General features: G+C 68.9%; 20 protein-coding genes. 13 read left to right on the top strand and 7 right to left on the bottom strand.

Features of this window, described 5'->3' with window-relative positions; translation table 11 throughout:
- The first annotated feature begins 22 nt into the window (after positions 1-22).
- The 5 genes from sufC to ACFPUZ_RS04205 all read left to right on the top strand — a co-directional run bounded on the left by sufC (position 23) and on the right by ACFPUZ_RS04205 (position 3380).
- On the top strand, positions 23-778 hold the full coding sequence (gene sufC, locus ACFPUZ_RS04225) for a Fe-S cluster assembly ATPase SufC (RefSeq protein ID WP_377000202.1): 756 nt from the start codon (positions 23-25) through the stop codon (positions 776-778).
- The gene (locus tag ACFPUZ_RS04220) at positions 778-2028 is read left to right on the top strand and encodes a cysteine desulfurase (RefSeq protein ID WP_377000320.1); all 1251 of its coding nucleotides are present in this window, start codon (positions 778-780) and stop codon (positions 2026-2028) included. The genes sufC and ACFPUZ_RS04220 overlap by 1 nt, the downstream gene beginning before the upstream one ends.
- Positions 2025-2477 (top strand): Fe-S cluster assembly sulfur transfer protein SufU, encoded by a 453-nt coding sequence (sufU, locus tag ACFPUZ_RS04215; protein WP_377000200.1) that lies wholly within the window; start codon positions 2025-2027, stop codon positions 2475-2477. Before ACFPUZ_RS04220 ends, sufU begins: the two co-directional genes overlap by 4 nt.
- Entirely contained in the window at positions 2478-2867 is a 390-nt protein-coding gene (locus tag ACFPUZ_RS04210; RefSeq protein WP_377000198.1) for a metal-sulfur cluster assembly factor, read from the top strand.
- Positions 2868-3008: 141 nt separating this feature from the next.
- Positions 3009-3380 (top strand): carboxymuconolactone decarboxylase family protein, encoded by a 372-nt coding sequence (locus tag ACFPUZ_RS04205; RefSeq protein WP_377000196.1) that lies wholly within the window; start codon positions 3009-3011, stop codon positions 3378-3380.
- A gap of 10 nt (positions 3381-3390) precedes the next feature.
- On the opposite strand, the gene ACFPUZ_RS04200 is transcribed toward ACFPUZ_RS04205, so the two are convergent.
- Positions 3391-3882 carry a hypothetical protein gene (locus tag ACFPUZ_RS04200; RefSeq protein ID WP_377000194.1) on the bottom strand — a complete coding sequence of 164 codons (492 nt, stop codon included), beginning with the start codon at positions 3880-3882 and terminating at the stop codon, positions 3391-3393.
- A gap of 32 nt (positions 3883-3914) precedes the next feature.
- On the opposite strand from ACFPUZ_RS04200, the gene ACFPUZ_RS04195 reads away from it, so the two are divergent.
- Positions 3915-5546, top strand: coding sequence for an ABC-F family ATP-binding cassette domain-containing protein (locus ACFPUZ_RS04195; RefSeq protein WP_377000192.1), 1632 nt, complete (start codon positions 3915-3917; stop codon positions 5544-5546).
- Positions 5547-5556: 10 nt separating this feature from the next.
- Positions 5557-5811 (top strand): 50S ribosomal protein L12, encoded by a 255-nt coding sequence (locus ACFPUZ_RS04190; RefSeq protein ID WP_377000190.1) that lies wholly within the window; start codon positions 5557-5559, stop codon positions 5809-5811.
- Position 5812: 1 nt separating this feature from the next.
- Here the strand turns inward: ACFPUZ_RS04190 and ACFPUZ_RS04185 are convergent, their stop codons facing one another.
- The gene (locus ACFPUZ_RS04185) at positions 5813-6553 is read right to left on the bottom strand and encodes a glutamine amidotransferase (RefSeq protein WP_377000188.1); all 741 of its coding nucleotides are present in this window, start codon (positions 6551-6553) and stop codon (positions 5813-5815) included.
- Positions 6554-6586: 33 nt separating this feature from the next.
- Positions 6587-9238: a cation-transporting P-type ATPase gene (locus ACFPUZ_RS04180; RefSeq protein ID WP_377000186.1), complete on the bottom strand. Its 2652-nt coding sequence runs from the start codon at positions 9236-9238 to the stop codon at positions 6587-6589.
- Between the two features lie 42 nt (positions 9239-9280).
- On the opposite strand from ACFPUZ_RS04180, the gene ACFPUZ_RS04175 reads away from it, so the two are divergent.
- Genes ACFPUZ_RS04175 through ACFPUZ_RS04165 form a run of 3 tightly spaced genes read left to right on the top strand, consistent with a single transcriptional unit; the run spans position 9281 to position 10753 of the window.
- Positions 9281-9520 (top strand): PLDc N-terminal domain-containing protein, encoded by a 240-nt coding sequence (locus ACFPUZ_RS04175; protein WP_377000184.1) that lies wholly within the window; start codon positions 9281-9283, stop codon positions 9518-9520.
- Positions 9517-10032, top strand: a complete 516-nt coding sequence (locus tag ACFPUZ_RS04170) for a DUF1990 domain-containing protein (protein ID WP_377000182.1) — start codon at positions 9517-9519, stop codon at positions 10030-10032. Before ACFPUZ_RS04175 ends, ACFPUZ_RS04170 begins: the two co-directional genes overlap by 4 nt.
- 10 nt (positions 10033-10042) lie before the next feature.
- Complete coding sequence (locus tag ACFPUZ_RS04165; RefSeq protein ID WP_377000180.1) at positions 10043-10753, top strand: NAD(P)H-binding protein; 711 nt, start codon at positions 10043-10045, stop codon at positions 10751-10753.
- Here the strand turns inward: ACFPUZ_RS04165 and ACFPUZ_RS04160 are convergent.
- From ACFPUZ_RS04160 to acnA, 3 genes are all read right to left on the bottom strand, one after another.
- Positions 10750-11478 (bottom strand): glutamine amidotransferase, encoded by a 729-nt coding sequence (locus tag ACFPUZ_RS04160; RefSeq protein WP_377000178.1) that lies wholly within the window; start codon positions 11476-11478, stop codon positions 10750-10752. The two genes, ACFPUZ_RS04165 and ACFPUZ_RS04160, sit on opposite strands and share 4 nt — an antisense overlap.
- A gap of 11 nt (positions 11479-11489) precedes the next feature.
- Positions 11490-12056, bottom strand: a complete 567-nt coding sequence (locus ACFPUZ_RS04155) for a TetR/AcrR family transcriptional regulator (RefSeq protein WP_377000176.1) — start codon at positions 12054-12056, stop codon at positions 11490-11492.
- A 125-nt stretch (positions 12057-12181) separates the two neighbouring features.
- Complete coding sequence (gene acnA / locus ACFPUZ_RS04150) at positions 12182-14959, bottom strand: aconitate hydratase AcnA (protein WP_377000318.1); 2778 nt, start codon at positions 14957-14959, stop codon at positions 12182-12184.
- Positions 14960-15231: 272 nt separating this feature from the next.
- Here acnA and ACFPUZ_RS04145 point away from each other — a divergent pair, with 272 nt between their 5' ends.
- From ACFPUZ_RS04145 to ACFPUZ_RS04135, 3 genes are all read left to right on the top strand, one after another.
- Positions 15232-15729 carry an Rv1476 family membrane protein gene (locus tag ACFPUZ_RS04145; RefSeq protein ID WP_377000174.1) on the top strand — a complete coding sequence of 166 codons (498 nt, stop codon included), beginning with the start codon at positions 15232-15234 and terminating at the stop codon, positions 15727-15729.
- Positions 15730-16185: 456 nt separating this feature from the next.
- Positions 16186-17943 (top strand): DIP1281 family NlpC/P60 protein, encoded by a 1758-nt coding sequence (locus ACFPUZ_RS04140; protein ID WP_377000172.1) that lies wholly within the window; start codon positions 16186-16188, stop codon positions 17941-17943.
- A 37-nt stretch (positions 17944-17980) separates the two neighbouring features.
- On the top strand, positions 17981-19051 hold the full coding sequence (locus ACFPUZ_RS04135) for a ferrochelatase (protein WP_377000170.1): 1071 nt from the start codon (positions 17981-17983) through the stop codon (positions 19049-19051).
- On the opposite strand, the gene ACFPUZ_RS04130 is transcribed toward ACFPUZ_RS04135, so the two are convergent.
- Complete coding sequence (locus ACFPUZ_RS04130) at positions 19018-19731, bottom strand: hypothetical protein (RefSeq protein ID WP_377000168.1); 714 nt, start codon at positions 19729-19731, stop codon at positions 19018-19020. The genes ACFPUZ_RS04135 and ACFPUZ_RS04130 overlap by 34 nt on opposite strands.
- Between the last annotated feature and the right edge of the window lies 1 nt (position 19732).

Below are 19732 nucleotides of genomic sequence, written 5' to 3'. Positions count from 1 at the left end.
CTTAGACCTGAAAGAGACGTACATGTCCACCCTGGAAATCAAGAACCTCCACGCACAGGTGATCCCGACGGACGGCAGCGGCGAGCCGAAGCCGATCCTCAAGGGCGTCAACCTGACCGTCAACTCCGGCGAGACCCACGCCATCATGGGCCCCAACGGCTCCGGCAAGTCCACCCTCGCCTACGCCATCGCCGGCCACCCGCGCTACGAGATCACCGAAGGCGAGATCCTCCTCGACGGCGAGAACATCCTCGAGATGGACGTCGACGAGCGCGCCCGTGCCGGCATGTTCCTGGCCATGCAGTACCCGACCGAGATCCCCGGCGTCTCCTCCGCCAACTTCATGCGCTCCGCCGTCACCGCGGTCCGCGGCCAGGCCCCGAAGCTGCGCGAGTGGATCAAGGAGCTCAACGCCGCCCGCGAGGCGCTGCAGATCGACAAGTCCTTCTCCGAGCGCTCCGTCAACGAGGGCTTCTCCGGCGGCGAGAAGAAGCGCCACGAGGTCCTCCAGCTCGACCTGCTCAAGCCGAAGTTCGCCGTCATGGACGAGACCGACTCCGGCCTCGACGTCGATGCCCTGCGCATCGTCTCCCAGGGCATCAACAGCTACCAGGAGGAGACCAACGGTGGCATCGTGATGATCACCCACTACAAGCGCATCCTCAACTACGTCCAGCCGGACTTCGTCCACGTGTTCGCCGACGGCCGCATCGTCACCACCGGTGGCGCCGAGCTCGCCGACAAGCTCGAGGCCGACGGCTACGACCAGTTCCTGTGATGCCGGGCCACCTCGACGTCGAGAAGATCCGGGCGCAGTTCCCGATCCTCTCGCGGACCGTGCGCGACGACCAGCCCCTGGTCTACCTCGACTCCGGGGCGACCTCGCAGCGCCCGCTGCCGGTGTGGAAGGCGGAGGAGGAGTTCGTGCTCCACACCTTCGCCCCTGTCCACCGCGGCGCCTACCAGCTGGCGGAGGAGGCGACCGACGCGTATGAGAACGCGCGCGCGAAGATCGCCGCGTTCGTCGGTGCGGAGGAGAACGAGATCGCCTTCGTCAAGAACGCGACCGAAGGGCTCAACGCCGTGGCTCATGTCCTCGGCGACGACCGCGCCGGCCGCTACCGGGTGACCGCGGACGACACCATCGTCGTCACCGAGCTGGAGCACCACGCCAACCTCGTGCCGTGGCAGGAGCTGTCCCGCCGCACCGGCGCGAAGCTGAAGTGGTACTCCATGACGGAGGAGGGTCGCATCGACCTGGACTCCCTCGAACTCGATGAGACGGTCAAGGTCGTGGCCTTCACCCACCAGTCGAATGTGACGGGTGTGGTCACGGATGTGGCGGAGCTGGTGCGCCGGGCGCAGGAGGTCGGGGCCCTCACGGTCCTCGACGCCTGCCAGTCCGTCCCGCACATGCCCGTCAACTTCCACGAGCTCGACGTCGATTTCGCGGCCTTCTCCGGGCACAAGATGTGCGGTCCCACCGGCGTCGGTGTCGTCTACGGACGGGCCCCGCTGCTCGACACGCTGCCGCCCTTCCTCACCGGCGGCTCGATGATCGAGGTGGTGAAAATGGAGGGCTCCACCTACGCCCCGGCCCCGCAGCGCTTCGAGGCGGGCACCCAGATGACCAGCCAGGTCGTCGGTCTGGGGGCGGCGGTGGACTTCCTCACCGAGATCGGCATGGACCAGGTCCACGCCCACGAGCAGGAGCTCACCGCCTACGCCCTCGAGCGCATGCAGACCGTCCCCGGGCTGCGCATCGTCGGGCCCACCACCGCCGAGGACCGTGGCGCGGCGATCTCCTTCACGCTGGAGGGGGTGCACCCGCACGATCTCGGCCAGGTGCTCGACAGCCGCGGCGTGTGCATCCGCGTCGGCCACCACTGCGCGTGGCCGGCCCACCGGGCACTCGGCGCCCAGTCGACGGCCCGGGCCAGCTTCTACATCTACAACACGCGTGCGGAGGTCGACGCCCTCGTCGACGCGATCAACCACGCCCGAGACTTCTTCGGGGTGAACCGATGAACCTGGAGTCCATGTACCAGGAAGTGATCCTGGACCACTACAAGAACCCGCAGCACGTCGGCCTGCGCGAGCCCTTCGACGCGGAGGTGCACCACGTCAACCCCTCCTGCGGTGACGAGCTGACGCTGCGCGTGCGCCTGTCCGCGGACGGCGAGCGTATCGACGACGTGTCCTACCACGCCGAGGGCTGCTCCATCTCGCAGGCCTCCACCTCCGTCATGGCGGAGGAGATCGTCGGCCTGCCCCTCGACGAGGCCAACGCGAAGCTCGCCGAGTTCGAGCGCATGATCCTCTCGCGCGGCACCGTGGAGGGGGACGAGGACCTCATCGGTGACGGCATCGCCTTCACCGGCGTGTCCAAGTACCCGGCCCGCGTCAAGTGCGCCCTCCTGGGGTGGAAGGCCTTCCAGGCCGCCACCGCCGACGCCCTCAACGAAAGGGAGAAGTAAATGACCGAGAACAACCCCACCGACAACGTCCAGCGCCAGCGTCCGGAGACCCTCACCGAGGAGCAGGAGGCACTCGCCTTCGACGTCACCGAGTACCTCTACGACGTCATCGACCCGGAACTGGGCATCAACGTCGTCGACCTCGGCCTCGTCTACGACGTGTGGATCGAGGACCGTGAGGGCGAGGACGCTGCCGTCATCAACATGACGCTCACCTCGCCCGCCTGCCCCCTCACCGACGTCATCGAGGACCAGGTCAACGCCGCCCTCGTGGGCAACGGCATCGTCGACCACGTCGACCTCGAGTGGGTGTGGCTGCCGCCGTGGGGCCACCACATGATCACCGAGGACGGCCGCGAGCAGCTGCGTTCCCTCGGTTTCGCCGTCTAGGTATTGACACGCCCCTGTGGCGTGGGTTACATTGATCGGACATGCTTCACCGGACAGCAGTCAGGGTGAAGAAGTGAATCCCGGTAGTCCCGTCGAGAGACGGGGCCCGGGATTTGCGCCGTTGGTGGGAGAGAGACACACATGACCTTCAGCATGGACAAGGGCGCGGAGTTCGTCGCGCAGACGCAGTCCCCGGAGGGGGCCGCCGCCTGGAAGGGCCAGCTCGACGAGTTCGCCCCCGGCGCCTCCGACTGGGTCGTCGGCGCCGTCTTCGGCGGCACCTACCAGCGCGAGGGCCTCGACCTGCGCACCCGCCAACTGCTCAACATCGCGGCGCTGGCCGCGATGGGTGGGGTGGAACCGCAGCTCACCGGGCATATCCGGACGGCCCTCGAGGTCGCGGGCCTGAGCCGGGAAGAGGTGGGCGAGTCGATCATCCACCTCATGCCCTACATCGGGGTGCCCAAGACGCTGGCCGCCATGCGCTGCATGAAGGCCGCCGTCGACGGCTGAGACCCCCGCCTCAGTCACTCAGGCACGCCACCATGAAGGCGGCGTTGGCCGGGGTGAGGGCAAAGGCGGTCGGCCACTGGGCGAACTGCCCGTCGAGGATGCCGCCCTCGACGCCCCGGTAGGAATCCAGCCGGTCGGTGCAGTACTCCCAGGACTGGGTCGTCGCCTCGGCGGCGGCCCCACGCCCCAGCTCGGTGGCGATCTCGGCCCGCACCATCCCCACCCCGAAGAGCCCGCAGAGCAGGGGGATGAGGAGCCACCCGGCGCTACGTCGAGAAGCTTTCTGCGGCGCCCGCGCGGCCGGCGGCGAGGGCAGCGGCGCCCGCCCACCGGTGAGGGGGCGGGCGCGGACCTGCTGCAGCGACCGCGCGGACAGACCGTGATCCTGCAGGGCGTCGCGCAGCTGGTTCTCGGAAGGGTCAGTAGCGAAGCGCAGTACCAGCGAGCCGTGCTGGAACTCACCCACCTGGTACTCGACGATGTAGTCGCGACCGACGTTCATGCCCCCAGCATAGATTGATAGGATGGCCCCTTGTGATTGTCACCAATGACCTCGACGTTCGCGTCGGCGCGCGCACCCTGCTCAGCGCTCCCGGCCAGCACCTGCGCGTGCAGCCGGGCGACCGCATCGGACTGGTGGGTCGTAACGGAGCCGGCAAAACCACCACCATGCGCATCCTGGCGGGGGAGACGAAGCCCTACGGCGGCGAGGTGACCTCCTCGGGGGAGATCGGCTACCTGCCGCAGGATTCCCGCGAGGGCAACATCGACCAGACGGCGCGCGACCGCGTGCTCTCCGCCCGCGGCCTCGACCGGATCCGCAGCTCCATGGAGCGCCAGCAGGAGATCATGGAGGGCGCGGAGACCGCCGCCAAGCGCGACGCCGCGATCCGCAAATACTCCCGCCTCGAGGAGCAGTACTACTCGCTCGGCGGTTACGAGGCCGATTCCGAGGCCGCCCAGATCTGCGACAACCTCGGCCTGCCCGAGCGCATCCTCGACCAGCCGCTGCACACGCTCTCCGGTGGTCAGCGCCGCCGCGTCGAGCTCGCCCAGATCCTCTTCGCCGCCACCAACGGCTCCGGGAAGTCCCAGACCACCCTGCTTCTCGACGAACCCACCAACCACCTCGACGCCGATTCCATCACCTGGCTGCGCGGTTTCCTCGCCAAGCACGAGGGCGGGCTCATCATGATCTCCCACGACGTCGAGCTGCTCAGCGACGTGTGCAACAAGATCTGGTTCCTCGACGCCGTCCGCGCCGAGGCCGATGTCTACAACATGGGCTTCGCCAAGTACAAGGACGCCCGCGCCCTCGACGAGGCCCGCCGCCGCCGCGAGCGCGCCAATGCCGAGAAGAAGGCCTCCGCCCTGCAGAAGCAGGCCGCCAAGCTGGGCGCCAAGGCCACCAAGGCCGCCGCCTCCAAGCAGATGCTGGCGCGCGCGGAACGCATGCTCGGTTCCCTCGACGAGATCCGCGTCGCCGACCGGGTCGCCGCGATCTCCTTCCCGGAGCCGGCACCCTGCGGCAAGACGCCGCTGTTCGCCAAGGGCCTGACCAAGATGTACGGCTCACTCGAGGTGTTTGCGGGCGTGGACCTGGCCATCGACAAGGGCTCCCGCGTCGTCGTCCTCGGCTTCAACGGCGCCGGCAAGACCACCCTGCTCAAACTGCTCGCCGGGGTCGAGCGCACCGACGGTGAGGGCGGTATCGTCACCGGCCACGGCCTCAAGATCGGCTACTTCGCCCAGGAGCACGACACCATCGACCCGGCCAAGTCCGTGTGGCAGAACACTATCGAGGCCTGCCCCGAGGCTGGCGAGCAGGACCTGCGCGGCCTGCTCGGCGCCTTCATGTTCTCCGGGGAGCAGCTCGACCAGCCCGCCGGCACGCTCTCCGGCGGCGAGAAGACCCGCCTGGCCCTGGCCGCGCTCGTCTCCTCCCGCGCCAACGTCCTGCTTCTCGACGAACCGACCAACAACCTCGACCCCCAGTCCCGCGAGCAGGTCCTCGACGCCCTGCGCACCTACACCGGGGCGGTCGTCCTGGTCACCCACGACCCGGGCGCCGTCAAGGCCCTCGAGCCGGAGCGCGTCATCGTGCTTCCCGACGGAGACGAGGACCTCTGGTCCGATGAGTACATGGAGATCGTGGAACTGGCGTAGCCTGGGCGCCATGTTCGGGAAATCAGACGATCAGGAACGTATCGACGAACTCACCCTGCGGGTCGCCGCCTTGGAGAAGATGGTGGCAGCCCTGTGCCGGGAGGCGGGGCTGCCGGAACCATCGCCCATGGGGGTCGAGCCCTCCGCCCGGGTGCGGGCTCTGGTGGCGGAGGGTAAGCCCATCATGGCCATCAAGACGCTGCGCGAGGAGACCGGCCTCGGTCTGCGCGCGGCGAAGCTGGTCGTGGACCAGTTGAGCCCGTAGCTCAGCGCGCGTAACGCTGCGCGAAGGTGCGCAGGATGCGGTCGTCGACGGTGAGGTCGACGCCGCGGGTGCCGGCCAGAATCTCGTCCAGCTCGTGGGGCTCGTAGTAGCCGGCATTGGCGTAGATGCGCAGGCGCTCCTCGAACTGGGCGGGCGCGAGTTCGGGGTGGAACTGCGTGGCGTAGACGTTGTCCTGCACGCGGAACATCTGGGTGGGGCAGTTCTCGCCGGTCACCAGCAGGGTGGCGACATCAGGGAGAGACGCCACGGCCTCCTTGTGCCCGACCATGGTGTGGAACGTCTCCGGCATCCCCTCGAGCAGCGGGTCCTCGCGGACGAGGCTGACCTCGATGACCTGCGGCTTCTCCCCGTAGGTCTCGTCGATGGTGGCTCCGATGGCGGTGCCCACGGTACCGACTCCGTAGCAGGCGCCGAAGAGGGGGAAGTCGCGGTCGAGGACCTCGTCCATCAGGAGGGCGAGGTCAGCTTCGACGCGCAGCTGCAGGGGCGACTTCACGGCGTCGGAGGCATTGAAGGGGCTGCCGCCGAGGATGATGCCGGAGTAGTCGCGGACGTCGACACGCCCGAGGGGACGCGCCTCCAGGCGGGTCTGGACGATGCCGTCCACCCCCAGCCCCATCTTGTCCCGGAAGCTGCGCAACTCGGCGGCCGCCGCGACGTCCTCGGGACGGGTGCTGAGCAGCAGGAAGGGCTTGCGCGGGTGGAGGGTCGGTCCGGACATACCAAGTAGTCTAGTCAGGCCCAGCCCCGGCTCCTAAACCCGGCGGCGCAGCAGCTTGTCCACCTCGACGGCGGCGAAGACGACCACACCCGCCAGGAGCGGGGCACCCCAGCTGAGCAGGCCGACGGAGGTGGTGCCGAAGGCCGCCTGCATGAACGGCACATAGGCGAAGGCGAGCTGCAGGGCCAGCATGATGCCGACGCACAGCCAGGACACCGGGTTGGTGGTGAACAGTTCCTGGCGCAGGGAGCTCACCCGGGAGAAGCGGGCGGAGAAGAGGTAGAAGATCTGCCCGACGACCAGCGTGTTCACGGCGATGGTGCGCGCGACATCCAGCGGGGCGCCGTTCATCTGCAGGTACTGGAACACCGCGATGGTGGCCCCGCCGATGAGCAGGGAGACGTAGAGGATGCGCAGGATGGCCTCGGAGTCGAGCAGGGCGGCTGCCGGATCCCGGGGGCGGCGCCGCATGATGCCGGCCTCGGCAGGTTCGAAACTGAGCGCCAGCGACAGGGTCACCGCCGTGATGAGGTTGACCCACAGCACCTGCAGGGGAGTGATGGGTAACGTCATGCCGACGAGCATGGCGACGAAGATGACCAGTCCCTGCGCACCGTTGGTGGGCAGCATGAACACGATCGCCTTGCGCAGGTTGTCGTAGATCGTGCGCCCCATCTTCATGGCGGCGGCGATGGTGGCGAAGTTGTCGTCGGCGAGCACGATGTCCGCGGCGTCCTTCGTCGCCTCCGTGCCTTTGATGCCCATGGCCACACCGACGTCCGCCTGCTTGAGGGAGGGGGCGTCGTTGACGCCGTCGCCGGTCATGGCGACCACCTCGCCGTTGGCCTGCAGCGCCCGGACCAGGCGCAGTTTGTGTTCGGGGGAGGTGCGGGCGAAGACGTCGTGGTCGCGCACGATGGTCTGCAGTTCGGAGTCGGTGGCCGTCTCGAGCTCGGTGCCGGTGATGGCCCGGTGCCCGGCCAACCCGACCTCGCGGGCGATGGCGGAGGCCGTGGAGGCGTGGTCACCGGTGATCATCCGTACCCGCACCCCGGCCTCCTGGACGGTGCGCACCGCGTCGAGCACCTCGTCGCGCGGCGGGTCGATGATGCCGTAGAGCCCGAGGAAGACGAAGCCACCGGCGTCGATGTCGGCGACGTCCACGGCGGACAAGCCTGCACCGCGGCGCCAGGCGGCGGCGAGAACGCGCAGGCCACGGGCCCCGAAGTCCTCGATCATGGACTCCCAGTAGGCGCGGTCGAGGGGCTCGGTGCCGCCGTCGGGGGAGGACTGCCGGTCGCAACGCTCGAGCAGCCGGTCGGGTGCGCCCTTGAGGTGGATCACCGGCCCCTGTTCGGTGTCGTCGAGGGTGGCCATGTACTTGAACTCGGAATCGAAGGGCACCTCGGACAGCCGCCGCGCGGGCTCGCTCACCCCCGCCTTGAGCGCGAAGGTCCGCAGGCCTCCGTCGGTCGGTTCGCCGGTGAGCACCCACCGGCCGTCCCGCTTCTCGACGCCCGCGTCATTCGCGTACGCCGCCACCTGCGCCATACGCGCGAGGTCGGGGTGGTCGGCGAGGGTGACCACGGTGGCGTCGAGAAGCAGCCGGCCCTCGGGGGCATAACCGGTCCCGCTCACCTCGTAGGTGTGGTTGCGGGTGTGGACGGCGCGGACCGTCATCTCGTTGCGGGTGAGCGTGCCGGTCTTGTCGGTGCAGATGGTGGTGACGGAACCGAGGGTCTCCACGGAGGTGAGGCGGCGGGTGATGGCGTTGCGCGCGGCCATCTTCTGCACTCCGAGGGCCAGGGTGATGGCCATGACCGCGGGCAGACCCTCGGGGATGGCGGCGACGGCGAAACCGATCGCGGACATGAGGACCTCGCCCCAGGAGGTGTCGTAGATGAGGACGGACACGCCGATCATCAGTACCGCCAGCAGCACGGCGCCGACGGCGAGCAGGGAGGAGAAGCGGCCCATCGACCGGGTGAGGGGTGTTTCCGCCGCCTCGACCTGTCCGAGCATGGTGGTGATGTGCCCGATCTGGGTCGCCCCGCCCGTGGCCGTGATGACACCCACCCCGGTGCCGGCTGCGACGGTCGTGCCGGAGAAGGCCATGGAGGTGCGGTCGCCGAGATCCGCCTCCTCCGCCACCGACCCCGTCTGCTTGTCGGTGGGCACGGACTCCCCGGTCAGCGCCGATTCCTCCAGCCGCAGGCTCGCGGTCTCGGTGAGGCGGAGGTCGGCGGGCACCTTGTCCCCGGGGCGCAGCCGCACGACGTCGCCGGGCACGAGCTCAGCGGAGTCGACGGTGACCCAGGTGCCGTCGCGCAACACCTCGGAGGAGGGGGAGAGCATGTCCCGGATGGCGGCGAGCGCGTTGGCGGCCTTGCCCTCCTGCACGAAGCCGACCAATGCGTTGATGATGACCACCGCCGCGATGACGATGGTGTCCACCACCTCACCCAGCAGCGCGGTCACCACGGCGGCGGCCAGGAGGACGTAGATCATGGGGTCCCGGAACTGGCGCAGCAGGCGCTGCCCCCACGTCTCCTCCACCGCCTGTGGCAGGGAATTGAGGCCGACCTGCTCCCGCGTCGCGGCGGCCTCGGCGGTGCTCAGGCCTCCCGGGCGGCTGCCGAGTTCGGAGAAGACGGTGCTGATCTCTTGGGCATGCGGGGCGTTCACATGCGCCCACTGTACGCCCGCGGCAGGGATAAGCTGGATGACATGAACAACCTCAACCCCTCCCTGTCCCAGCTCCGCACCGAATTCTCCGACCTCTCCACCCCGGCCCGGGCGGGTGTCGTCGCGGCGGTCCTCGTCGAGCTCGCCGCCAAGGTCGGCGCCTGGGTGGACCTGTCCCGCCGCCCGGCCGCCGCGGTCCGCGGGCCGAAGTGGGCGTGGGCGCTGGCCCAGCTCATCAATGGCCTCGGACCGGCGGCCTACTGGGCCTACGGCCGGAAATGATCACCCGCCGCGAACTGTCGTATCCGCCCCACCTGCAGCTGGCCACCCTCGCGCTGGTCGCGGGGCGCTCCCCGGCCGAGCTCGGGCTGCGCCGGTGGAGGATCACCGACCACGCGGCAGTTCTGGGCCACGGGCCGGAGGTCTTCGCCGCGGCCAGTGAGCGCCTGCTCACGTGGCAGGCCCACGCCCACGCCGGGGTGCGGGTGGAGCGGCACGGCCCGCTCGCGCGCCTGCACTTCGGTCCGACCACCTCCTCGTGCCTCATCATCCATGAGGAACGAACGCCCACGCGCACCGTCCTCGTGTACGGAACGCTGCCGGCGCACGTGGAGTCGGGGGAGGAGGCCTTCCTGGTCACCCGGGCACCCGACGGCACCGTGACCGGCCGGGTCATCGCCTTCTCGCGCCACGCGTGGTGGCTGGCCAAGGTGGGTGGGCCGGTGGCGCGCTTCGTCCAGCGGGTGGTGAATCGGCGCTACGTGGCCGGGATGTGCCCCGGAAACTTTCCGTAGGGTGGTGTCCATGAGCGATGCACAGCACACCAGTCCGAAGAAGATCCTCCTCATCGGCGGCCACGGCAAGGTCGCCCAACTGGCCACCTCCCGGCTCATCCAGGCGGGAATGGACGTCACCTCGTTGATCCGCAACCCGGACCAGGCGCCGGACATCGAGGCGCTCGGCTCGACCCCCTTCATCCGGGACCTCACGGCGCTGAGCCCGGAGGACTGGGCGCAGCAGCTCCAGGGCTACGACGTCGCCATCTGGAGCGCCGGCAACGCGGGCAAGGACGGCGCGGCCGCCACCTACGCCATCGACCGGGACGGCGCCCTGGCCTGCATCGCGGGCCTGGAACAGCTGCAGGCCGCCGGGGTCACCCCGCCGCGCCTGCTCATGGTCTCCTACCTCGGCTCCCTCGAGCACGGCATCGACCCGGAGGATCCCTTCTACCCCTATGCCGACTCCAAGGAGGCGGTGGACCGCCGCCTGCTGGACTCGGAGCTGGAGTACCTCATCCTGGCGCCGGGGCGTCTCACGTTGGAGTCGGCGGGGGGACTCGCGGTCGTCGATAATGTCCGTCCGGGCGATGACACGGTGACCACCTCCCGCGAGCTGGTGGCCCAGGTGCTCGTCGAGATGGCCGGGCGCAGCGAGTTGCCGCAGGCGAAGATCCTGCCGTTCATCGACGCCCCCGGCGGCGGCGGGGCGGGGGAGACGGCGATCAGCCGACTCTAGTCGCGGCGTCGGCAGTGGTCGACGAAGTTCTCCAGGAGCTTGTTCGACCACGTCGTGTCGACGGCGGGTAGCGCGGCGAGGATCGTCTCGTAGTCGGCGGGGGAGAAGTATCCGTAGTCGTAGTAGAAGTCCATGCGCGAGCGCATCGCCACGGCGTCCATGTCCGCGTGGAACTGCGTCGCCCATACGTGCTCGCCGCGGCGGATGAACTGCACGGGGCAGGTCGGGCCCGTGGCCAGGACGGTGAGGTCGTCCCCGAGCTTCTCGACGTTCTCCGTGTGGCCCGTCAGCGACGTGAAGGTCTCCGGCAACCCGGCGCACAGCACATCCTCGCGCCCGGCGGCGGTGAGTTCCACTGTGGTGGGCCCCGAGGTCTCCGCGTGGGAGTGGCCGATGGTGCCGCCCTGTTCGTGGACCAGCCAGCTGGTGCCGTAGCAGACGAGGAAGACGGGCACGCCCGAGTCGCAGATCCGGCTCAGCTCGGCGTGGACGTGGTGCTGCCACTCATCCCACACCTCGTTGGTGACGTTGAGCGAGCAGCCCCCGACGAGAATCCCGTCGTAGGTGCTGAGGTCTCCCGCGGTGACGGACGTCGAGCCGATGTTGACGTGGGTGAGCTCGGCAGGGTCGAGCCGGGTGGCCAACAGGAAATCCCGCTCCTCCGCGGCGGCGATCTGATCGGCGAGGTCGCCGGAGCGCAGGGAGACGAGGAGGATGTGGGCCATGGGTAGACAGCCTATACGCCGCGTCGGACGGAGCCCTCGACGAGGTCGAGGACCTGGTCGAGACCGTCGGTGGAGCCCCCGGAGGCGAGGCGGGTGATCAGTCCGTCGAGGACGGTCTCCAGGTAGGCGTGGAGTACCTCGGGGGTGACGTCGGTGCGCATGCGCCCGTCCGCGCCGAGGCGGGCGAGGCGGTGACGGACGGCGTCGTCAAGCACTTCCTGATGGGCGTGCCAGCGGGCGCGGAACGCGGCGTCGGTACGCAGCATCTTGGAGATCTCCAGGCGGGTGGCCAGCCAGTCGTGGCGCTCCGGGTGGTGGAGGATGTCGCGCATCACCTCGACGAGTCCCTCCTCCGCGACGAGCTCCGCCTGCCGGGCCGCGTCTTCGCGGGCCAGGGCGAGGAAGAGGCGTTCCTTGTCGCCGAAGTGGTGGAAGATCGCGCCGCGTGACTTGCCCGTGGCCTCCTCGAGGCGGCGCACGGTGGCGCCGTCGTAGCCGAACTCGGCGAAACAGCGCCGGGCTCCTTCGAGGATCTCGGTCTGTCGACGCGTGAGTTCACTGTCGCTGACCACGGGCATGGGGGACTCCTGTACGGGGTGGGGAGAAAAAGGGGAGAGGGGGCTGCTCTCCCCGGCGGCGTGGATGCCTTAGCCGGGGATGCAGCCCCCTCTCAGAGGCAGTTCACACTGCGGGGGATGACTCGCTACTTGGCAGCGGCGATCATCTGACGCAGGACGTACTGCAGGATGCCGCCGTTACGGTAGTAATCGGCCTCACCCGGGGTGTCGATGCGGACGACCGCGTCGAACTCGACGGTGGAGCCGTCCTCCTTGGTGGCGGTGACCTTGACGGTCTTCGGGGTCACACCGTTGTTCAGCTCCTCGATGCCCTCGATGTCGAAGGTCTCGGTGCCGTCGAGGCCCAGGGTCTCGTGGGACTCGCCGGCCGGGAACTGCAGCGGGATGACACCCATACCGATGAGGTTCGAGCGGTGGATACGCTCGAAGGACTCGGTGATGACAGCCTTCACGCCGAGCAGGATGGTGCCCTTCGCGGCCCAGTCACGGGAGGAACCGGTGCCGTACTCCTTGCCACCGAGGACGACCAGCGGGGTGCCGGCCTCCTTGTAGTTCATGGCGGCGTCGTAGATGAAGGCCTGCGGGCCACCCTCCTGGGTGAAGTCACGGGTGTAGCCACCGGTGACGTCGACCAGCTGGTTGGCCAGGCGGATGTTGGCGAAGGTACCGCGGACCATGACCTCGTGGTTACCACGACGGGAGCCCAGGGAGTTGTAGTCCTTGCGCTCGACACCCATGGAGTCCAGGTACTGGGCTGCCGGGGTGCCCGGCTTGATGGAGGAGGCCGGGGAGATGTGGTCCGTGGTCACGGAGTCACCGAGCTTGGCCAGGACGCGGGCGCCCTTGATGTCGGTGACCGGCTGCGGCTCGAGCGGCATGCCGTCGAAGTAAGGAGCCTTGCGGATGTAGGAGGAGTTCTCGTCCCACTCGAAGGTCTTACCGGTCGGGATGTCCAGGTTCTGCCACTGCTGGTCGCCCTTGAAGACGTCAGCGTAGTCAGCCTCGTAGAGCTCGCGGGAGATCGCGCCTGCGATGGTCTCCTCGATCTCCTCGGTGGAGGGCCAGACGTCCTTGAGGAAGACGTCGTTGCCGTCCTTGTCCTGACCCAGGGCGTCCTTCTCGAAGTCGAAGTCCATGGTGCCGGCGATGGCGTAGGCGATGACCAGCGGCGGGGAGGCCAGGTAGTTCATCTTGACGTCGGGGGAGATACGACCCTCGAAGTTACGGTTGCCGGACAGGACTGCGGTGGCAGCCAGGTCGTGCTCGTTGATGGCGGAGGAGACCTCAGCCGGGAGCGGACCGGAGTTGCCGATGCAGGAGGTGCAGCCGAAGCCGGAGAGGTAGAAGCCCAGGGCCTCCAGGTCCTTCCAGAGGTCGGCGCGCTTGAAGTAGCCGTCGACGACCTGGGAACCCGGGGCGCAGATGGTCTTGACCCACGGCTTGGACTTCAGGCCCAGCTCGTTGGCCTTGCGGGCCAGCAGGCCGGCCGCGACCAGCACGGACGGGTTGGAGGTGTTGGTGCAGGAGGTGATGGAGGCGATGGCCACCATGCCGTGGTCGAGGGTGTACTCGCCACCCTGCGGGGACTCGACGATGACCGGCTTGGAGGCGCGGCCCTCGGCGGAGTCGGCAGCGGACTCGCCGTTGCCCGGGAAGGACTGGTTGTAGTCGTCGCCCTCGGCCTTGGTGGCGCGCACCGGCTCGGCAACCTCGTCGGAGGCGTAGGTCGGCAGATCCTTGCGGAACTGGGCCTTCGACTCGGACAGGAGGATGCGGTCCTGCGGGCGCTTCGGGCCGGCGATGGACGGCACGACGGTGGACAGGTCCAGCTCGAGGTACTCGGAGTACTCGGCCTCCGGAGCGTCCTCCAGGAGCCACATGCCCTGAGCCTTGGCGTAAGCCTCGACGCGGGCGATGTCCTCCTCGGAGCGGCCGGTCAGCTCGAGGTACTTGATGGTCTCCTCGTCGATCGGGAACATGGCACAGGTGGAGCCGAACTCCGGGGACATGTTGCCGATGGTCGCGCGGTTCGCCAGCGGCACGGACTTGACGCCGTTGCCGTAGAACTCGACGAACTTCTGCACGACGCCGTGGTTACGCAGCATCTCGGTGATGGTGAGGACCACGTCGGTGGCGGTGACGCCGGCCGGGATCTCACCGGTCAGCTTGAAGCCGACGACGCGCGGGATGAGCATGGAGACGGGCTGGCCGAGCATGGCTGCCTCCGCCTCGATGCCGCCGACGCCCCAGCCGAGGATGCCCAGGCCGTTCTCCATGGTGGTGTGGGAGTCGGTGCCGATGCAGGTGTCCGGGTACGCGAGGCCGTTGTTGTCGAAGACAACGCGGGACAGGTACTCGATGTTGACCTGGTGGACGATGCCGGTTCCCGGGGGAACGACGCGGAAGTTGGAGAAGCTCTCGGCACCCCAACGCAGGAACTGGTAACGCTCCTCGTTGCGCTGGTACTCGATCTCGACGTTCTTCTCCAGGGCCTCCGGGGTACCGAAAGCCTCGACGATGACGGAGTGGTCGATGACCATCTCAGCCGGGTTGAGCGGGTTGACGTCGTCCGGGTTGCCGCCGAGGGTCTTCACTGCCTCGCGCATGGTGGCCAGGTCGACGGCACAGGCGACACCGGTGAAGTCCTGCATGAGGACTCGTGCCGGGGTGAACTGGATCTCGATGGAGGGCTCAGCCTTCGGATCCCAGTTGGCGATTGCCTCGATGTGCTCGGTGGTGATGTTCGCGCCGTCTTCGGTACGCAGCAGGTTCTCGCCGAGAACCTTCAGGGAGTACGGCAGCTTCTCCATGCCCGGCACGGCGTCGAGGGCGAAGTAGTCATAGGACTTGTCGCCGACCTCGAGGGTGCGCTTGGCATTGAAGGAGTTCTTGCTTTCGGTCACAGGGAGCTCCATTTCCTCTTCATTGAACTGGATTGTTCGATACCTGCACCCGTCTACCCCGGTCAAGGCAGCCTGGTACCGGCAGAACGCGGTGGTACGTCTCCGAGTCTAGGGATTCGCACCAACGACCGTCCGCAATTCTAACAGTACGAGCGTTATGTTTGTGGCTTTTCCGAGGCCGGGCGGCGCGCCGCCACCCCCGTCACACCCGCTGCAGATAGAAATGACGGTGTCCGAGGCTCGTTTCCGTGGAGAAAGTGACCGTCCCGCCCATGATTCCTGAAGGTGTCGACATCGACGATCTCGCCTCCCAACTCGGGGAGGACTCCGTCGCGTTCAGTTCGACCCTTCCCGTGGAGCGGGTGGGGGAGCTGGAGCCCGGGCTTATCGACGCCGTGGCCCACGCCGAGCAGTCCGGCTTCGGGTCCCTGGGCGTCGTCGTCCTCGAGCACACGCCGGCGCATGTCCCGGATCTGCGGGACATCGCGCAGGATCTGCTCCTCGACTCCGGGCTGGAGACGGTCGTCGTGCGCACCCCCGACTCCGGGGCGATCGTCAGCGACCTCCACTCGCGGGGCGCCATCGAGTCCGCGCAGTACCGCTACCTGGGGGACCCGGATGTCGTGGGGGCGACGTTCCGGCTGGTCGATGATCTCAACGGTTGGTCGGTGAACTGGCCCGTGGTGACTGTGCTCATCCTGGCCGTGATCGTGGCGGGGTCCCTGGCGACGGCCTGGACGTTCGCCCGTAGGTCCAGGCTGCGGGCTTGACCTCCCGATAACTTTCGGTAACAAAACTGTAGCCGCACTGTGATGTGACTGTGGGGCGGGCGCTTGCCGTCCACCGCAAAACGTGACGAACATCACAGTGTCGTTACCGATTCGTCATTCTGCAGGTCACCGCCACCGCGTGAGTCATGTGGTCAGGCTTTACTCGTGTGAATTTTGGTAAACGATGGGTCACGAGGGTCTCCCGTGTTCTATGGTGCCCTTATCGGCTCACGGGTCGATGGAAGCCTCCTTCAGGAGCAGGTGTCACGTTCACGGACTAAGCCGCGAACGTCAACGTCATCGCACGGGCATGTGGGGAAGCACGCCAGGCGCGAAGGGTCACCGCACTGTGATGAGGGGTCTGGATACCCGTGTGCCCACACTGATGATCAATCGATTCGGCACCCGCCTCGTCAAGGCTGCCAACTTGATGTCGCGGGTTCGTGAGGAGTACACGTGGCCCCGACCACTCTGAGCCGTGCCCGCCTGCGCACGGTGATCGCCACCGCCCTGTGCGCGGCGACGCTGACGGCCTTCACCCCGGCCGTCGTCTCCGCGACCCCCGCGCCCACCAGTGAATCCACCGCCGCCGGCCTGGTCACTGACATCACCCGCACCGAGTCCGAGATGGACCGCCTCGCACTGGAGATCAGCGGCCTCCACGAGGAGGTCAACAAGGCGCTCGTCGATCTGCATGACGCCCAGGCCACCGCCGAGCAGTCCCGCCAGGCGGTCATCATCGCCCGCGCGCAGCTCGACGAGACCCAGCAGAAGATCGAGGAGGCTCAGGCCCACCTCGACGAGATCTCCCGCGCCGCCTACCGCCGCACCACCACCCCCACCGCCGTGGCGACCCTCGCCGGCGAGGAGGCCTCCACCGACTCCCTCGACCGCCAGACCTTCCTGCGCACCAACGCGGAGAAGCAGCGCGCGGCCATCGCGGAGCTCGATCAACTGCGCACCGAGCAGGCCAACCGCGAATCGGAGCTGCGCCACCTGCGCAACATCGCCGAGGAGCGCGAGGCCCGCGCGCTGGGCCGGGAGGCCGATGCACGCACCGCCATCGACACCAACAACGCACGTATCGGCGAGCTCACCCTCGAGCGCGACCGCCTCAGCGCCGAACGCGACGCCGCCCGCGAGCAGCTCGACGCCGCCCGCACCGAGATCGCCACCGGCAACGCGAACCGCCAGGACGCGCAGGAGTACCGGGAGGCCGACGCCGCCCGCAAGGCCGCCGAGGACGGAGCCACCGCCGACGCCGCCGCAGCGGCCGAGGCCCGCCGTATCGCCGAGGCGGAGTCCGCAGCTGCCGACTCCGCGCAGCAGTCCGCCGACGAGGCCGCCCGCCGTGCGCAGGAGGCGGAGGCTGCTGCCGCCGCCGCCGGTGAGCGCGAGCGTCGGGAAGCAGAGGCCCAGGCCGCCGCAGCCCGCGACGCCGCCCGCCAGGCCGAGCAGGAGGCCATCGAGCGTCGCCAGGCGCAGGAGGCCGCGGCCGCCGAAGCGGAGGCCCAGGCCGCCCGCGAGGCCGAGGCCCAGGCCTTCCGCGACGCCGCCACCGCCGCCGCAGTGGCTGCGGCTGCCGCGGTCATCGCCGCTTCCCAGCCCGAGCACGCCTCCCTGGACAACCCCTACCCGGAGGTCGCGGACGAGGAGGCCGCGCCGGCCCCCATCGCCGCCGTGCAGAACCCGGAACCGGCCGTCGAGGAGGAGCTGTCCACCGGTCCGGTGCTGGAGACCATCGAGGACGTCACCGAGCAGGCCGCCGAGCAGGTCGCGGCGATCGGGGACCGGGGGGCGCAGATCGAGGCGGTCATCGCCCGCGCCCAGTCCCAGGTGGGCGTGCCCTACGCCTGGGGTGGCGGCACCGCCAGTGGCCCCAGCCGCGGCATCCGCGACGGCGGCGTGGCCGACTCCTTCGGTGACTTCAACAAGATCGGCTTCGACTGCTCCGGCCTGGTCCTCTACGCCTTCGCCGGCGCCGGCATCGCGCTGCCGCACTACACCGGCTACCAGTACAACCACGGCACGAAGATCGACCCCAGCCAGATGCAACGCGGCGACCTCATCTTCTACGGCCCGGGCGGCAGCCACCACGTGGCGATCTACCTCGGCGACGGCATGATGATCGAGGCCCCCAACTCCGGTGCCAACGTCCAGGTCGCCCCGGTCCGCTGGTCCGGCATGTCCCCCCACGCGGTGCGCCTGATCTAATGCGGTGATCAACCTTAAGGTTGATAGGCTCAGTCGCATGACTGAACTGAATTTCGACGCCCTCCTCGTTCTCTCCTTCGGTGGCCCCGAAGGGAACGAGGAGGTCGTCCCCTTTCTGGAGAACGTCACCCGCGGCCGCGGCATCCCGCGCGAGCGCCTGGCCACGGTCGGTGAGCACTACTTCCACTTCGACGGTGTGAGCCCGCTCAACCGCCTCAACCGGGAGATCATCGCCCACCTCGAGGAGGAGCTGGCCCAGCGCGGACTGGACCTGCCCGTGTACTTCGGCAACCGCAACTGGCACCCCTTCGGCGAGGAGACGGCCGAGCAGATGGCCCGCGACGGCGTGCGCCGCGCACTGGTCTTCGCCACCTCCGCCTGGGGCGGGTACTCCGCCTGCCTGCAGTACCACGAGGATATCCGCCGCATCCTCGCCCACCTGGAGGAGCAGGGGATCGAGCCGATCGAGTTCACCAAGCTCCGCCAGTTCTACGATCACCCCACCTTCATCCGGCTCATGGCCGAGGCGCTGCGGGAGTCGCGGGAGGCGGTGCCGGCCGAGCGTCGCGACGCCACCCGCGTCCTGTTCACCGCCCATTCCGTGCCCACCGCCGCGGACGCGGCCGCCGGCGGGCCTGAGGATTCCCACCTCTACTCCCGCCAGGTGGCGGAGGCCTCCCGCCTCATCGCGGAGGCTGCCGGGGTGGAGGAGTACGACATCGTGTGGCAGTCACGTTCCGGCAACCCGCGCACCCCGTGGCTCGAGCCGGACATCGTCGACCACACCACCGAGCTGGCCGCCGCGGGCGTCCGGGCCGTGGTGGTCTCCCCGGTGGGCTTCATCTCCGATCACATGGAGGTCATATGGGACCTCGACACCGAGCTGGCCGACGCCGCCCGCGCCCTCGACGTCCACGTCGAGCGCACCCGCACCGCCGGCCCCGAGCCGGACTTCGCGGGCATGGTTGTCGACATCATCGAGGAACTGGTGAACAACGATCCGCCCGCCACCCTCGGGAAGGTCACCGTCCAGGGCTGCACCGTCAACGGCGTGGCCTGCCGCCCGGAATGCTGTCAGGTCAGCCGCCCGAACTCGCGTACCGCGTAGTCGACCCCGGCCATCCGGGCGGCCCGGATGTGGCGCCACAGACCCAGCAGATGCGGGTCGAGGCTGTGGTCGCCCATGCGCACCTTCACCGTCTCGATGATCGCCGCCACCCGGTCGGCCCGCGCGAAAAGTTTCGCCGCCCGCGGGGGCACCGCGGCCGGCAGCCCGGGCGTGTCGTAGAAGTCCGCCAGCGTGCCCACCGTCAGCCGCGGCGCCTCGAGGGTCTCCGTCCGGTACCCGCCGACGCCCACCAGTCGCGCTGCCTCGTCGGTGGCCCGGGTGAGCAGCTCATCCGCCTCCCCGGGGCTCAGCCACGCCGGGGCCGGCAGCGGGCCCTCCTCCTCGAACCACTGCCAGTCGCCCGCGCCGTCAGGTACGAGCACGTGGGTGTCCGCCAGCACCAGGGCGTGCCCACTTCGCGACGCCGCCCGCGCCGCCTCCCCACCCGCCGGCAGCGCGGGGGCCTCGCCGGGGCCGGCGAGGATGAGGCGGACGGCGGGGGAGGGGGCGTCGAGAAGCGCCGCGCGACGGATGTCACCGAGGACCGGGACCAGCCCCTCGGCGCCGAGGTCGTGGAGGGCGTCGATGAGGTTGTCGCCCGCCTCCAGCCCGTGGAGCCAGGCGCCGAGCCAGACGGCGGTGTTCTGCAGCGGTGACCAGACCTCGGCGCGGATATCCATG

The sequence above is a fragment of the Corynebacterium nasicanis genome, assembly GCF_042658165.1.
In the GTDB taxonomy this organism is placed as follows: domain Bacteria; phylum Actinomycetota; class Actinomycetes; order Mycobacteriales; family Mycobacteriaceae; genus Corynebacterium; species Corynebacterium nasicanis.
The sequence above is the reverse complement of the archived record's forward strand: the minus strand, read 5'-3'. Positions and strand labels throughout refer to the sequence as shown.